The sequence below is a fragment of the Burkholderia sp. HI2500 genome, assembly GCF_002223055.1.
In the GTDB taxonomy this organism is placed as follows: domain Bacteria; phylum Pseudomonadota; class Gammaproteobacteria; order Burkholderiales; family Burkholderiaceae; genus Burkholderia.
The window spans coordinates 815,210-828,315 of sequence record NZ_NKFL01000005.1 but is presented as its reverse complement, the minus strand read 5'-3'; the positions used below and the strand labels follow the sequence as shown (position 1 = coordinate 828,315).

The following is a 13,106-nucleotide window of genomic DNA, read 5'->3' as shown; positions in this document are numbered from 1 at the left end:
GCCCCTATCGCCATGTTGTCTACTGCCCTGATCGTCTTTCGTGAAGTGCTCGAGGCCGCGCTGGTGGTGTCGATCGTGATGGCCGCCACCAAGGGCGTGCCGCGGCGCGGCTGGTGGGTCGGCGGCGGGCTGGCGGGCGGCGTGATCGGCGCCGGCCTGATCGCCGCGTTCGCCGACGGGATCTCGCAGTGGGCGTCCGGCATGGGGCAGGAAGTCTTCAACGCGGGTGTGATGTTCGTCGCGACGCTGATGCTCGCGTGGCACAGCATCTGGATGAGCCGGCACGGCCGCGAGATGGCGATGCAGATGACCGCGGTCGGGCGCGCCGTCGCGGACGGCAGCAAGCCGCTGACGGGGCTGGCGATCGTGGTCGGCGTCGCGGTATTGCGCGAAGGCTCCGAGGCCGTGCTGTTCCTGTACGGCATCGCGGCGGGCGATCCGGGGCAGACGCCGCAGATGATCGTCGGCGGGCTGCTGGGTGTGCTGGGCGGCGCCGGGCTCGGCTACGGGATGTATGCGGGCCTGCTGCAGATTCCGCTGAAGCGCCTGTTCTCCGTCACCAACTGGCTGATCGTGCTGCTCGCGGCGGGGATGGCCAGCCAGTGCGTCGGCTTCCTGCTCTCGGCGGGCCTCGTGCCGTCGTGGGGCGATACGATCTGGGATACGTCGTGGCTGCTCAAGGATTCGAGCCTTGTCGGCAAGGCGCTGCATGCGCTGATCGGCTATACCGCGCGACCGGCGGGGATCCAGATCGTCGCGTACCTCGCGACACTGGCCACGATCGTCGGGCTGGCACGGCTCGTCGGCCGGCCGCAGACGGCCATGCGGCCGCCACGGCCTGCAGCCTGAGTTGTTCGGGGTCGACGAGGAAAGGGGCGTCCATGACGCCCCTTTTTTTCATTTGCGGTGTGCAGCCGGCCGATGCGTGGCGCCGGCTCAGCGGTGGCTGTCGATCCAGGCGCGAGCCCATTCGAGCCCTGCTTCGCGCGCATCGTCCTCGGTGTCGAACACACCGAGCACGCCCGACGCCTCGACCAGCTTGTTGTTCTGCGTGATCGTGCCGCTCGCCGCGAAGCGCTCGGGTTGCAGGATCTCGTCCTGCTGCAGGATCGCGTGGCCCCAGATCTGGTAGCCGTGGTAGGTTTGCGCTTCCATTATCGAGTCACCTCCGCGGAGCGGCCGTGCGTGCCGACCTGCAGCACGTTGCCGTCCGGCGTGTATTGACGCGGGATGTTGGAGTAACTCAGTGCGTGCGGCGCATCGGGCGCAGCCGGCTGCATCACCGTCAGGCGTCCCGGTGCGGGCTGCGCAACGGGGCGCGGAGCGGCCGGCGTCCCGGCCGCGGGCGGGCGATGCGAATCGGCTTTCACCGCCTGCGCGACGCGGCGCTTGTGCGGCTTCGCCGCGGCTTTCGGGGTGGCGTTCGCGTGCTTCTCCGCGCTCTTGCCGGTGCGCGCGTCGGCGCCCGTGTGCGTGGCCGGGGTACGGGCGTCCGGCATACGGGCTTCCGGCGTACGGGCTTCCGGCGCATGGGCCGCCGGCTTCCGCGCCTCGGGCGGGTTCCAGACCTCGACGTAATGCTCGGCGGCCCAGCCCGTCGACGCGAACGTCAGCGCCAGCACACCGCATCCAATCAGTCTTACCATTGTCTCTCCGTCATATTCCTTGCGACCCGCGTTCGGCCGGCCGTGCATGCGCATTCGGGGCAGTGGCTCAGGAGAACACCTCGAGCCCGTGCTTCTCGACGATCTGCAGCATCCGGGCGGCGATGCCGCTCGGCCGCTTGTCGCCCTGTTCCCATTGGCGGATCGTCGAAGCCGTCGTGTTCAGGTAGAGCGCGAACACGCTCTGGCTGACGTTGACGGATTTGCGGATGCGGGCGATTGCCTCGGGGTCGAACTGCGGCGCGGCTTCGATGCAGAGATCGTCGTATTCGCGCATCGTCTTCTTGTCGATCAGCTTGGCGCGATAGAGGCCCGACGCGGCGCTGTGAATCGCCTCCGTCGCATCGCTCTTGAATCGACTCTTAGCCATTGCAAATCTCCACAAGCTCTTTAAGTGCGATCAGCGTCGCGACCTCGGTGTCGCTGCGGCGCCCGATATCCGCGGCGAGCTTTCTGAAGGCGCGCAGTTCGCGTTCGTCGATGTCGTCCCGATCGCGTTTCGCGAACAGGAACACGAACACCCACGCTCGCCCGACCTTGCTCAGCACGATCCCGCGCTGCCGATTGCCGTCCAGGCGCTTTTTCCAGACGTTGCCGCCGAGCTCGGTGCCCTGGCCGCGTGCCAGTTCCTGCGCGACGCGGCAGCGTTCGGCATCGGCGATACCTGATTTTCTCGCTGCCTTGTGAAACCACTTCGTCTTGAAGACGCGTCGTACGGAAGCAGGCATGTCGGGTCGGTCGAGTTTGCACAGGATTATATACCACCAAGTGGTATATATTTCGACCTGGCCGAATGGCCTGCTTCACGCCGGACCGCGCCCGGGACGGCCCGGCGGAGGCCATCCCGACTTCCCGCCTTATTCCACCGTCACCGACTTCGCGAGGTTCCGCGGCTTGTCGACGTCGGTGCCGCGCGCGCACGCGGTGTGATACGCGAGCAATTGCAGCGGCACGACGTGCAGGATCGGCGACAGTTGCCCGTAGTGCTCCGGCATCCGGATCACGTGCAGGCCGTCGTCGTTGACGATCTGCGTGTCGGCATCGGCGAACACGTACAGCTCGCCGCCGCGCGCACGCACTTCCTGCATGTTCGACTTCAGCTTCTCGAGCAGCGTGTCATTCGGCGCGACCGTGACGACCGGCATCGCTTCCGTGACGAGCGCGAGCGGCCCGTGCTTCAGTTCGCCGGCCGGATAGGCCTCGGCGTGGATGTACGAGATTTCCTTCAGCTTCAGCGCGCCTTCGAGCGCGATCGGGTAGTGCAGCCCGCGGCCGAGGAACAGCGCGTTTTCCTTGCGCGCGAATTCCTCCGACCACGCGATGATCTGCGGCTCCAGCGCGAGCACGCTGTTCAGCGCGGCCGGCAGGTGGCGCAGCTGCTTCAGGAATTCGGCTTCCTGCGCGGCATCGACGTGCCCGCGCAGCTTGCCGAGCGTGGCCGCCAGCACGAACAGCGCGACGAGCTGCGTCGTGAACGCCTTCGTCGACGCGACGCCGATCTCGGTGCCCGCGTGCGTCAGGAACTGCATTTCGGTGAGGCGCACCATCGCGCTCGTCGCGACGTTGCAGACCGCGAGCGTATGCGTATGGCCGAGCGACTGCGCGTGCTTGAGCGCGGCGAGCGTGTCGGCGGTCTCGCCCGACTGCGAGATCACCAGCACGAGCTGGCGCGGGTTCGGCACCGATTCGCGGTAGCGGTATTCGCTCGCGATCTCGACCTGGGTCGGGATCTTCGCGATCGATTCGAGCCAGTACTTCGCGGTCAGGCCCGAGTAGTAGCTCGTACCGCACGCGAGGATCAGCAGGCTGTCGATCTCCGCGAACGCGGCGGGCGCGGCGTCGCCGAACAGCGTCGCGTCGAATGCATCCGTCTGCGGCACGGTATCGCTGAGCGCGCGCGGCTGCTCGAAGATTTCCTTCTGCATGAAGTGGCGATACGGCCCGAGTTCGACCGCGCCGCCGTAGGCGCTGACCACGCGGATCTCGCGCTGCACGGTGGCGCCGTTGCGGTCGACGATCTTCACGCCATCGAGCGACAGCTCGCACACGTCGCCTTCCTCGAGGAACGTGAAGTGGTCGGTGCTGCCCGCGAGCGCGAGTGCGTCGGACGCGAGGAAGTTCTCGCCGTCGCCGTGGCCGACCACGAGCGGCGAACCCTGGCGCGCGCCGACGACGGTGTGCGGCTGGTCCTTGTGGATCACGGCGATCGCATACGCGCCGTGCAGCTGGCCCACCGCCTCGCGCACCGCGTCGAACAGGTTGCCGCGATACAGGCTGTGCACGAGGTGGGCGATCACTTCGGTGTCGGTCTGCGACACGAATTCGTAGCCCTTCGCGCGCAGCGCTTCGCGCAGCGATTCGAAGTTCTCGATGATGCCGTTGTGGACGAGCGCGAGCGCGTTCGACGAGAAGATCGGATGCGCGTTGTGCGTGACGGGCGCGCCGTGCGTCGCCCAGCGCGTGTGCGCGACGCCGGTGGTGCCTTCGAGGTGCGATTCGCGCACCTGCGCGTCGAGATCGGCGACGCGTGCGACGCTGCGCGCGCGCTTCGGTGCGCCCGGCTCGAGCACGGCGACGCCGCACGAGTCGTAGCCACGGTATTCGAGGCGCCGCAATCCTTCGATCAGCACCGGAACGATATTACGCTGCGCAACTGCGCCGACAATGCCGCACATGAATGAGTGAGTCCTGTAAGTCGACGCGGACGCCGTCGGGGCGCCCGCAAAAGGTTCAGCTTTTCTTCTTGACCGGGCGGACGTAGCCGCTCTTCGCGGTCTGGGTCTTCTCGTTCAACGCGAGCAGGCCGTCGGCCACGTCCTTCCAGATCGTCGTGCCGGCGGCGATCGTCACGCCGCGGCCGACGCGCACGGGCGCGACGAGCTGCGTGTCGGAGCCGACGAACACGTCGTCCTCGATCACGGTGCGGAACTTGTTCGCGCCGTCGTAGTTGCAGGTGATCGTGCCCGCGCCGATGTTCACGCGCGCGCCGATGTCGGCGTCGCCGATGTACGTGAGGTGGTTCGCCTTCGAGCCGTGGCCGATCACCGCGTTCTTCACCTCGACGAAGTTGCCGACGTGCGCTTCGTCCGCGAGTTGCGCGCCGGGGCGCAGCCGCGCGTACGGGCCGATCACGGTGTGCGCGCCGAGCTCGGCGCCGTCGATGTGCGTGAACGCGTCGATGCGCGTGCCCGCGCCGACCGACGCGTTGCGGATCACGCAGTTCGCGCCGATCGTCACGTTGTCGGCGAGCGTCACGTTGCCTTCGAACACGCAGTTCACGTCGATCGACACGTCGCGGCCGCAGCGCAGCGTGCCGCGCACGTCGACGCGCGCCGGATCGGCGAGCGTGACGCCGTCGACGAGCAGTGCGTCGGCGATATTGCGCTGGTGGATGCGCTCGAGCTCGGCGAGCTGCGCCTTGCTGTTCACGCCGAGCGTTTCCCATTCCTCGTCGGGCTGCGCGGTGACGACCTCGAAACCGGCCTCGATCGCCAGTTCGACGACGTCGGTCAGGTAGTACTCGCCCTGCGCGTTCTCGTTCTTCAGCGCGCCGAGCCACATCGACAGCTGGGCCGTGGGCGTGACGATGATGCCGGTGTTGATCTCGGCGATCTTCAGCTGTTCGGGCGACGCGTCCTTCTGTTCGACAATGCGCGTGACGAAGCCGGCCGCGTCGCGCACGATGCGGCCGTAGCCGGTCGGATCGTCGAGCGTGACCGTCAGAATCCCGTAGCGGCCTTCGCGCGCGGCGTCGACGAGGCGCTGCAAGGTCGACGCGCGCGTGAGCGGCACGTCGCCGTACAGCACGAGCGTCGGTTGCGCGGGATCGAGGAGCGGCAGCGCCTGGCGCACCGCGTGGCCGGTGCCGAGCTGCTCGGCCTGCACCGCGAACTGGACGTCGGGCGCGGCGACGGCGGCCTGGACCTGCTCGGCGCCGTGACCGACGACGACGACGAGCCGGGACGGCTGCAGCGTGCGCGCGGTGTCGATGACGTGGGAGAGGAGCGGCCTGCCGGCCAGGGGATGAAGCACTTTCGGCAGCGCGGAACGCATGCGCTTGCCGGTGCCTGCCGCCAAAATCACGATATTCATGGCGCCAGCTGTAAGAGGAGTTCGAAGCCGCCTATTTTAGCATGCGGCCCCCGGCGTCCCGGGCCTGTCGCGGCGGGGCGACAGTGCCGGAAAGAGGACTTGCCGCCCCGTTCCGACAAGGGTTCCGGCCCCGCTTACAGGTCGTCGAACTGGACGATCGAGATCGGTTGGGCGCCGCCCGGCGCCGCGCTGTCGTCGCCCGACGCGCACGGTTCCTCGTCGAACGCGATGTCGCCCTGCGGATCGGCCTCGCCCGTCGCGCGCAGCGACTGGAACGGGTACAGCGTCGTGTCCATCAGGTGCGACGGCACGACCTTCGCGAGCGCGTTGAACATATTCTCGACGCGGCCCGGGAAGCGCTTGTCCCATTCGCGGATCAGCGCCTTCATTTCCGCGCGCTTCAGGTTCGGCTGGCTGCCGCACAGGTTGCACGGGATGATCGGGAATTCGCGCAGTTCCGCGTATTTCTCCAGATCGGTTTCCTTCACGTACGCGAGCGGACGAATCACGATGTTCTTGCCGTCGTCCGACTGCAGCTTCGGCGGCATCCCCTTCAGCTTGCCGCCGTAGAACATGTTGAGCAGCAGCGTCTGCACGATGTCGTCGCGGTGGTGGCCGAGCGCGATCTTGGTCGCGCCGAGCTCGCCGGCCACGCGGTACAGGATCCCGCGGCGCAGCCGCGAGCACAGCGAGCAGGTCGTCTTGCCCTCGGGCACGAGGCGCTTGACGATGCTGTAGGTGTCCTGGTTCTCGATGTGGAACGGCACGCCGACCTGCTTCAGGTATTCCGGCAGCACGTGCTCGGGAAAGCCCGGCTGCTTCTGGTCGAGGTTCACCGCGACGATGTCGAAATCGATCGGCGCGCGCTCGCGCAGGCGCAGCAGCACGTCGAGCATCGCATAGCTGTCCTTGCCGCCCGACAGGCACACCATCACCTTGTCGCCCTGCTCGATCATGTTGAAGTCGCCGATCGCCTGGCCGACCTGGCGCACGATCCGCTTGAACAGCTTGTTGTTCTCGTACGCGTCCTTCTGTTCGCGGCGCGTGAGCGCCGGGCGGCCGGCCGGGGCCGCGGGCGTGTCGAGGGTGGCGGCATCGGCCGCCGTGTCATTCATGTGGGGGGCGTTCATGCGCGCTCCTCGTCCTTGATGCGAAAGACTTCGACGCCGACGGCGTCGCAGTCCGGATAAGCGTCCGGTTTCTCGGTACAGACGCGTACCGCGCGCACGGCATCGTGCGCCAGCAGGCGCGCGGCGATCGCGTCGCACAGCGTTTCCTGCAGGTGGATGTGGCCGCGCGCCAGGCATTGCGTGACGCTCTGCTTCATCAGATCGTAGTCGACGATTTCATGCAGCCGGTCGTCGACGGGGGTGGACAGCGCGAGCGGCACGAACAGGTCGACATTGATGACGACGCGCTGCTCGCCGCGCTTCTCGTGTTCGAAGGCACCGATGTTGATGTGCACTTCGTAGTCGCGCAGGTAGAGCCTGCGGCAGTCCGCGAGGCGGGGGTGCAGGAGAGCGGAAAACATGGTCGTCCCAGTCAAATTGGCGTGCGCACACGCAAAGCGGCGCGGGCGGCGGCGCTCAGGCCGCGCGTTTCCGCGCAGTTCATTCATTCGGGCCGACGGCGGGCGGCACGAGGTGCTCGCCGCCGTCGACGGTCAGCGTCGCGCCGGTGACGCCCGGCGCGCTCGCGAGATAGCAGGCGGCCGCCGCGATGTCGTCCGCGTGCGGCGCGTGGCCGCGCACGAGCGCCGCGACCCGCACCTTCGGCGCGAGCGCCAGCGCCAGCGCCGACGTCGCGCGATTCAGCGCGGCCTGCATCAGCGCGTGCGACATCTGCGCCGGCGCAGGGTGAAACAGGGCCTGATCCAGCACGTGGATCGCGCAGGCGCGCAGCGCCTCGTGCTCGCGCGCGGCGTCGGGCGTCGCATCGGCGAGCGCGCGGGCCAGCGCGAGCGGCGCCGTCACGTTGCGCGCGAGGGCGCCGGCGAGCGACGCGCCGTCCACCGTGTGCGCGTCGTCGGCGCCGGCGCTGGCGCTCACGAACACCGCGCACGCGGGCCGGCCGAGCGCCGCGCCGCACGCGGCGACGAGTCCGGCGGCGTCGGCTTCCAGGGCCAGATCGGCGTCGAGCACAATCGCGCGGCGGCCGAGCGCCGCGACTTCGGCGACGAGTGCGTCGGCTGCCGCATGCGGCGCGCCGTGGCTGCGCTGCAGCGCGACGTCCCAGCCGCGCCGGGCGAATCCGGTGGCGAGCGCACGACCGATCGACGCGGCGTCGGCCGCGCTGCCCAGGGCACCCGTGACGAGCGCCACGCGCTGGGTCGACATATCGGCTGAAACGGTCATTTACAATGCCGGGATGAACCCGAAAGCTCACGAACCCGCTAGTTTACCTGCTCCCGGCCCTGACGCGCTTGCGCAGTCCGAAACCCTCGCCGCGCAACTGCGCGACGAGATCGCGGCGGCCGGCGGCTGGCTGCCGTTCGACCGCTTCATGGAGCGCGCGCTGTATGCGCCCGGCCTCGGTTATTACAGCGGCGGCGCGCGCAAGTTCGGGCGCCGCGCCGACGACGGCAGTGACTTCGTCACCGCGCCCGAGCTGTCGCCGCTGTTCGCGCAGACGCTCGCGCAGCCGGTCGCGGAAGCGCTTGCGGCGAGCGGCACGCGCAGCGTGATGGAATTCGGCGCCGGCACGGGCAAGCTCGCGGCCGGGCTGCTCGCGGCGCTCGACGCGCAGGGCGTCGAACTCGACGCCTACCTGATCGTCGACCTGTCCGGCGAGCTGCGCGAGCGACAGCGCGACACGATCACGGCCGCCGCGCCGGCGCTCGCCGCGAAGGTGCGCTGGCTCGACGCGCTGCCCGAGCGGTTCGACGGCGTCGTGGTCGGCAACGAGGTGCTCGATGCGATGCCGGTGCGCCTGTTCGCGAAGGCGGGCGGCGCATGGCAGGAGCGCGGCGTCGCGCTCGACGCGCGGCAGGCGTTCGTGTTCGAGGACCGCCCGGCCGCACCGGCCGGCTTGCCGCCGGTACTCGCGGGCCTCGACGATGCGGCGGACGGTTACGTGACCGAGACGCACGAGGCCGCGCTGGCGTTCACGCGCACCGTCTGCACGATGCTCGGGCGCGGCGCGGTGCTGCTGGTCGACTACGGCTTTCCCGCGCACGAGTACTACCACCCGCAGCGCGACCGCGGCACGCTGATGTGCCACTACCGTCACCATGCGCACGACGATCCGTTCCTGTACCCGGGGCTGCAGGACATCACCGCGCACGTCGAATTCACCGGCATCTACGACGCGGCCGTCGCGACCGGCGCCGATTTGCTCGGTTATACGTCGCAGGCGCGCTTCCTGCTGAACGCGGGCATCACCGACGCGTTGTCCGCGATCGATCCGTCGGACATCCACGCGTTCCTGCCGGCCGCGAACGCGGTGCAGAAGCTGATTTCCGAAGCCGAGATGGGCGAGCTGTTCAAGGTGATCGCGTTCTCGCGCGGCATCGACGGCACGCTCGACGCGTTCGCGCGCGGCGACCGCTCGCACGCACTCTGACGGGAGCCGACATGCTGCGCTGGCTGATGACGTCGTTCGTCGCGGTGATGATCCTGACGCGCTGCTGGCCGTGGCTCGGCAAGCTCGGCATCGGGCGGATGCCGGGCGACGTCACGCTGACGCTCGGCGGGCGGCGCTACCCGTTCCCGTTCATGTCGACGCTGGTGCTGACGATGCTGCTGTCGATGGTGGCGCGGCTGCTCTGAGCCGCGCCTGAATGGCGGCGCGCTACAGCTCGATTTCGCCGAGGATCCGGTGCGCGAGCGCCTTTGCCTCCTCGAATGCTTCCTCCTCGCTGGGGCTCGTCGAGTGGACGTCGTAGCGCGTGTTCTCGGTGTCGTCCCCGTCGTCCCGCGCGAGGATCACGTAACCCTGGAACTGCCCGTTGCCCGCATGCTGGGTATGCGCCTTGGCCGTGTAGATGCCCTTCGTGAACGTGTTGGTGTCCATGGTGCTCTCCCGCAAAAGGACACTTCATCGTAGCACTGCGGCGCAGCATGTACAGCGCGGCTTATCGGTGACCGAACGGAGTCCGGCCGCCATCCTGCCCGTCATCGTTCGATCAGCGCGACGACCTCGTCGAGCGTCGGCGCGTGCGCGCCCGTATGCCGGCAGGCCGCGGCGCCCGCCGCCAGCGCGAACACGAGGTGCTCGCGCCAGGTTCGCTGCGGCGCGGCCATCAGGCTGAACAGCATGCCGCCGATCGATGCGTCGCCCGCGCCGACGGTGTCGGCGACCTCGACGCGCGGCGGGCTCGCTTCATGCACGTCGCCGTCCGCGTAGAGCGTCGCCGCCTGCGCGCCGCGCGTGACGAGCACGGCCGCGTGCGGGTTCAGCGCGCGCACCGCGGCGATCGCGTCGGGGCCGTCGCCGCCGAACAGGTGCCGCAGGTCCTCGTCGGACACCTTGATCAGGTCGGCGAGCGCGGCCATCTTCTCGAGCGTCGGCCGGAATGCGGCCGTCATCAGGTTCCGGACGTTCGGGTCGAAGCTGATCTTCACGCCACGCGCGTGCAGGTCGGCCGCGAGCGCGGCCAGCGTGCCGGCGAGCGGTTCGCGCACGAGGCTGATGCAGCCGAAGTGCGCCCATTTCACGTGGTCGGTCCAGCCGGCCGGCAGCCGCGCCGGATCGAACGCGAGGTCGGCGCTCGCTTCGCCGATGAAGAAGTAAGCAGGCGGGCGCGTCTCGTGGACGATCGCGAGCAGCGGCGGCCGCGCGACGCGCTGCAGGAAGCGCAGGTCGAGCCCGGCCGCTTCGCTCGTGCGCCACAGCACGTCGGAGAAGCAGTCCTCGCCGATCGAGCCCGCGAGCGCGCTCGGCACGCCGAGCCGCGCAACCGCGCGTGCGACGTTCCAGCCGGCGCCGCCCGGCACCGAGGTCCATTGCGCGTCGCCCGCGCGCACCATGTCGGTCAGGATGTCGCCTGCCGACACGAAAGCCGGAAACGTGCCGCCGCTCATTGCGTCGGCTCGCTGCGTTGCGCGCGCGCGAGGGTCGCGAGCACGTCGTAGCACGCGCCCATCGTGTGATAGTCGGTCTTGCCGGCCGGGCTCTTCTCGTCGCTGTACTTGCGGTTGTCGCAGGTGAGGATGCGGTACCACGCGCCGTAGCGGTGATCGACGAAGTGGGCCCAGCTGTAGCGCCAGATCTCGTCGTACCAGTCCCAGAAGCGCTCGCTGCCGGTGCGCGCGCCGAGCATCGCGGCGGCCGCGAAGGTTTCCGCCTGCACCCAGAAATACTTGTTGTGGTCGCAGATCGTGAAGTCGGGGCCGAAGCCGTAATACAGGCCGCCGTGATCGGCGTCCCACGCATGCGTGAGCGCCGCGTCGAACAGCTCGGCCGCGCGCGGCACGAGCCAGTCGAGCGGGCGATGCCGCTCGAGGATCAGCAGCAGCTTCGCCCATTCGGTCTGGTGTCCGGGCTGGAAGCCCCACGGGCGGAAGATGTTCGAGCTGTCTTCCTTGTTGTAATCCCAGTCGACCGACCAGTCCGCATGGTAGTGCTCCCACACGAGCCCGCCCGACAGCGCGGCCTGGCGCTGCGTGATGTGGGACGCGAGCTTTTCCGCGCGATCGAGGTACGTGAGGTGGCCGGTCGCCTCGTACGCGGCGAGCAGTGCCTCCGTCATGTGCATGTTCGCGTTCTGGCCGCGGTACGACGACACGATCCAGTTCGGCGTCGCATCGTCCGCATAGAGGCCCGCGGCCGCATCCCAGAAACGGTGCTCGGCGAGCTCGAAGGTGGCCGCGATCAGCGGGCGGGCCTCGTCGAGGCCGGCCATCGTCGCGTGCGCGGCCGCGAGCAGCACGAACGCGAGCCCGTAGCAGTGGCGCGTGCCGTCGAGCGTCGCGCGCTTCGCGCCGTCGCGCCAGTCGAGTTCCCAGTCGTAGCCCTGCAGTGCGTCGTCCCAGTGCGCGTCGCGCAGGAAGCGCAGCCCGTGGCGCGCGTATTCCAGGTGGCGCGGATCGCCGAAATGCCGGTACGCCATCGCGTAGTTGAAGACGAACCGGCAACTGCTGACGAGGTGGCGCGACGTGCGGTTGTAGATGCTGCCGTCGTCGCGGAAGTAGTGGTAGAAGCCGCCCGTCGGGTCGAACGCGTTCGTCGCGTAGAAGCGCAGCGTGTCCTCGATGTGCGACAGCAGGAACGACGGGTCGCGGAAGCTCGCGACGAACGGCGCGGCTTGCGTGTGGGCGGCCGGCGCGGCCGTGCAGGGTTGGACCGGGGGCATGTTCATGATTCGGTGACCGTGGCGGTATCGAGTGCCGGGGAGCCGGCGGGCTGGCTGCTGGCCCGCACGATCAGCTCGACGGGCAGGGAGATCTCGGTGCGCTCGGGCGCCTCCGCGAGCAGCAGCTCGACGCCGCGGCGGCCGAGCGCCTCCTTGTCGACCGCGAGCGTCGTGAGCGGCGGGCTCGCGTGCGCGGCGGCGGGGATGTTGTCGAAGCCGACGATCGCGATGTCGTCGGGAATGCGCAGCCCGCGCGCGGTGCAGACGCGCTGCGCGGCGAGCGCGGCCGCGTCGTTGTACGCGAACACGGCTTCCGGGCGCGGGCCCGGCGCGTCGAGCAACTGCTCCATCGCGCGTGCTGCGCCGGTGTCGGGATCGAGCCCCGCATCGATCGTCACTTCGTACGCGGGATCGAACAGCCGCCCGGCCTCGAAGAATGCGCGCCGGTAGCCGATCGCGCGCTGCGCGATGCTGTAGTGCGCGGGCGAGCCGCCGATGAACGCGATCCGCGTGCGGCCGGTGGCGAGCAGGTGGCGCATCGCGAGCGCCGCGCCCGTCGCGTTGTCGATGTTCACCGAGCGCAGCCCGGGCGCCCACAGGTCGATCAGCACGAGCGGTCGGCCGGTCGCGGCGAGCGCCTCGATCGTCTCGGGCTCGATGAAGCCGGCCACCGCGATCGCGTCGGGCGCGTGCGGGCGCATCTGGCGCAGCACGTCGTCGTTCGGCCCGACCGTGAGCAGCGTCGGCACGATGCCGCGCTCGCGGCACGCATCCTCGACGCCGTGCAGCACGTGCGAGAAGAATGGGCTGGCCGGGAAGCGGTTGTGCTGGCGATGCAGCAGGAACGTGAGCCGGCGGATGCGCGGCCGCAGTTGCGCGGGATCGTAGCCGAGCCGCTGCGCGATCTCGACGATGCGCGCACGCGTCGCTTCGGACAGGCCCGGCTGGTTTTTCAGCGCGCGGGAGACGGTGCCGATCGAGACCTCTGCCGCCCGCGCCACATCGCGAATGGTCGTACCCATCGTTCGGGGTCCGGTTTGTTTAGGGTGAAAGCGATT

16 protein-coding genes are annotated in these 13,106 nt (G+C 69.2%); 3 read left to right on the top strand and 13 right to left on the bottom strand.

The window, feature by feature from the left end; translation table 11 throughout:
- The first annotated feature begins 12 nt into the window (after window positions 1–12).
- Window positions 13–849 carry an FTR1 family iron permease gene (locus CFB45_RS16765; protein WP_089426492.1) on the top strand — a complete coding sequence of 279 codons (837 nt, stop codon included), beginning with the start codon at window positions 13–15 and terminating at the stop codon, window positions 847–849.
- Between the two features lie 87 nt (window positions 850–936).
- Here the strand turns inward: CFB45_RS16765 and CFB45_RS16760 are convergent, their stop codons facing one another.
- From CFB45_RS16760 to CFB45_RS16720, 9 genes are all read right to left on the bottom strand, one after another.
- Window positions 937–1,155 carry a hypothetical protein gene (locus tag CFB45_RS16760; RefSeq protein WP_021162109.1) on the bottom strand — a complete coding sequence of 73 codons (219 nt, stop codon included), beginning with the start codon at window positions 1,153–1,155 and terminating at the stop codon, window positions 937–939.
- Window positions 1,155–1,646 carry a hypothetical protein gene (locus CFB45_RS16755; protein WP_089426491.1) on the bottom strand — a complete coding sequence of 164 codons (492 nt, stop codon included), beginning with the start codon at window positions 1,644–1,646 and terminating at the stop codon, window positions 1,155–1,157. The genes CFB45_RS16760 and CFB45_RS16755 overlap by 1 nt, the downstream gene beginning before the upstream one ends.
- A gap of 67 nt (window positions 1,647–1,713) precedes the next feature.
- Window positions 1,714–2,034 carry a helix-turn-helix domain-containing protein gene (locus CFB45_RS16750; RefSeq protein WP_011353433.1) on the bottom strand — a complete coding sequence of 107 codons (321 nt, stop codon included), beginning with the start codon at window positions 2,032–2,034 and terminating at the stop codon, window positions 1,714–1,716.
- Window positions 2,027–2,392: a type II toxin-antitoxin system RelE/ParE family toxin gene (locus CFB45_RS16745; protein WP_089426490.1), complete on the bottom strand. Its 366-nt coding sequence runs from the start codon at window positions 2,390–2,392 to the stop codon at window positions 2,027–2,029. Before CFB45_RS16745 ends, CFB45_RS16750 begins: the two co-directional genes overlap by 8 nt.
- Window positions 2,393–2,521: 129 nt before the next feature.
- Window positions 2,522–4,339: a glutamine--fructose-6-phosphate transaminase (isomerizing) gene (glmS, locus tag CFB45_RS16740; protein ID WP_089426489.1), complete on the bottom strand. Its 1,818-nt coding sequence runs from the start codon at window positions 4,337–4,339 to the stop codon at window positions 2,522–2,524.
- 55 nt (window positions 4,340–4,394) lie between these two features.
- Window positions 4,395–5,756, bottom strand: a complete 1,362-nt coding sequence (glmU, locus tag CFB45_RS16735; protein WP_089426488.1) for a bifunctional UDP-N-acetylglucosamine diphosphorylase/glucosamine-1-phosphate N-acetyltransferase GlmU — start codon at window positions 5,754–5,756, stop codon at window positions 4,395–4,397.
- 134 nt (window positions 5,757–5,890) lie between these two features.
- The gene (gene ttcA / locus CFB45_RS16730) at window positions 5,891–6,886 is read right to left on the bottom strand and encodes a tRNA 2-thiocytidine(32) synthetase TtcA (protein ID WP_046544270.1); all 996 of its coding nucleotides are present in this window, start codon (window positions 6,884–6,886) and stop codon (window positions 5,891–5,893) included.
- On the bottom strand, window positions 6,883–7,287 hold the full coding sequence (locus CFB45_RS16725; RefSeq protein WP_043186999.1) for a dihydroneopterin aldolase: 405 nt from the start codon (window positions 7,285–7,287) through the stop codon (window positions 6,883–6,885). The genes ttcA and CFB45_RS16725 overlap by 4 nt, the downstream gene beginning before the upstream one ends.
- Before the next feature lie 79 nt (window positions 7,288–7,366).
- Window positions 7,367–8,110 carry an SDR family oxidoreductase gene (locus CFB45_RS16720; protein ID WP_089426487.1) on the bottom strand — a complete coding sequence of 248 codons (744 nt, stop codon included), beginning with the start codon at window positions 8,108–8,110 and terminating at the stop codon, window positions 7,367–7,369.
- Between the two features lie 13 nt (window positions 8,111–8,123).
- Between CFB45_RS16720 and CFB45_RS16715 the strand changes: the two genes are divergently transcribed.
- Both CFB45_RS16715 and CFB45_RS16710 read left to right on the top strand, forming a co-directional pair.
- Complete coding sequence (locus tag CFB45_RS16715) at window positions 8,124–9,317, top strand: class I SAM-dependent methyltransferase (RefSeq protein ID WP_089426486.1); 1,194 nt, start codon at window positions 8,124–8,126, stop codon at window positions 9,315–9,317.
- 11 nt (window positions 9,318–9,328) lie between these two features.
- Complete coding sequence (locus CFB45_RS16710) at window positions 9,329–9,523, top strand: DUF2905 domain-containing protein (RefSeq protein WP_039355363.1); 195 nt, start codon at window positions 9,329–9,331, stop codon at window positions 9,521–9,523.
- 22 nt (window positions 9,524–9,545) lie between these two features.
- Here CFB45_RS16710 and CFB45_RS16705 read toward each other — a convergent pair whose 3' ends face one another.
- The 4 genes from CFB45_RS16705 to CFB45_RS16690 all read right to left on the bottom strand — a co-directional run bounded on the left by CFB45_RS16705 (window position 9,546) and on the right by CFB45_RS16690 (window position 13,070).
- The gene (locus CFB45_RS16705) at window positions 9,546–9,767 is read right to left on the bottom strand and encodes a hypothetical protein (RefSeq protein WP_069249042.1); all 222 of its coding nucleotides are present in this window, start codon (window positions 9,765–9,767) and stop codon (window positions 9,546–9,548) included.
- Between the two features lie 101 nt (window positions 9,768–9,868).
- The gene (locus tag CFB45_RS16700) at window positions 9,869–10,777 is read right to left on the bottom strand and encodes a carbohydrate kinase family protein (RefSeq protein WP_089426485.1); all 909 of its coding nucleotides are present in this window, start codon (window positions 10,775–10,777) and stop codon (window positions 9,869–9,871) included.
- On the bottom strand, window positions 10,774–12,054 hold the full coding sequence (locus CFB45_RS16695) for an AGE family epimerase/isomerase (RefSeq protein ID WP_089426484.1): 1,281 nt from the start codon (window positions 12,052–12,054) through the stop codon (window positions 10,774–10,776). Before CFB45_RS16695 ends, CFB45_RS16700 begins: the two co-directional genes overlap by 4 nt.
- The gene (locus tag CFB45_RS16690) at window positions 12,051–13,070 is read right to left on the bottom strand and encodes a LacI family DNA-binding transcriptional regulator (protein WP_039355370.1); all 1,020 of its coding nucleotides are present in this window, start codon (window positions 13,068–13,070) and stop codon (window positions 12,051–12,053) included. The genes CFB45_RS16695 and CFB45_RS16690 overlap by 4 nt, the downstream gene beginning before the upstream one ends.
- Window positions 13,071–13,106 lie beyond the last annotated feature (36 nt).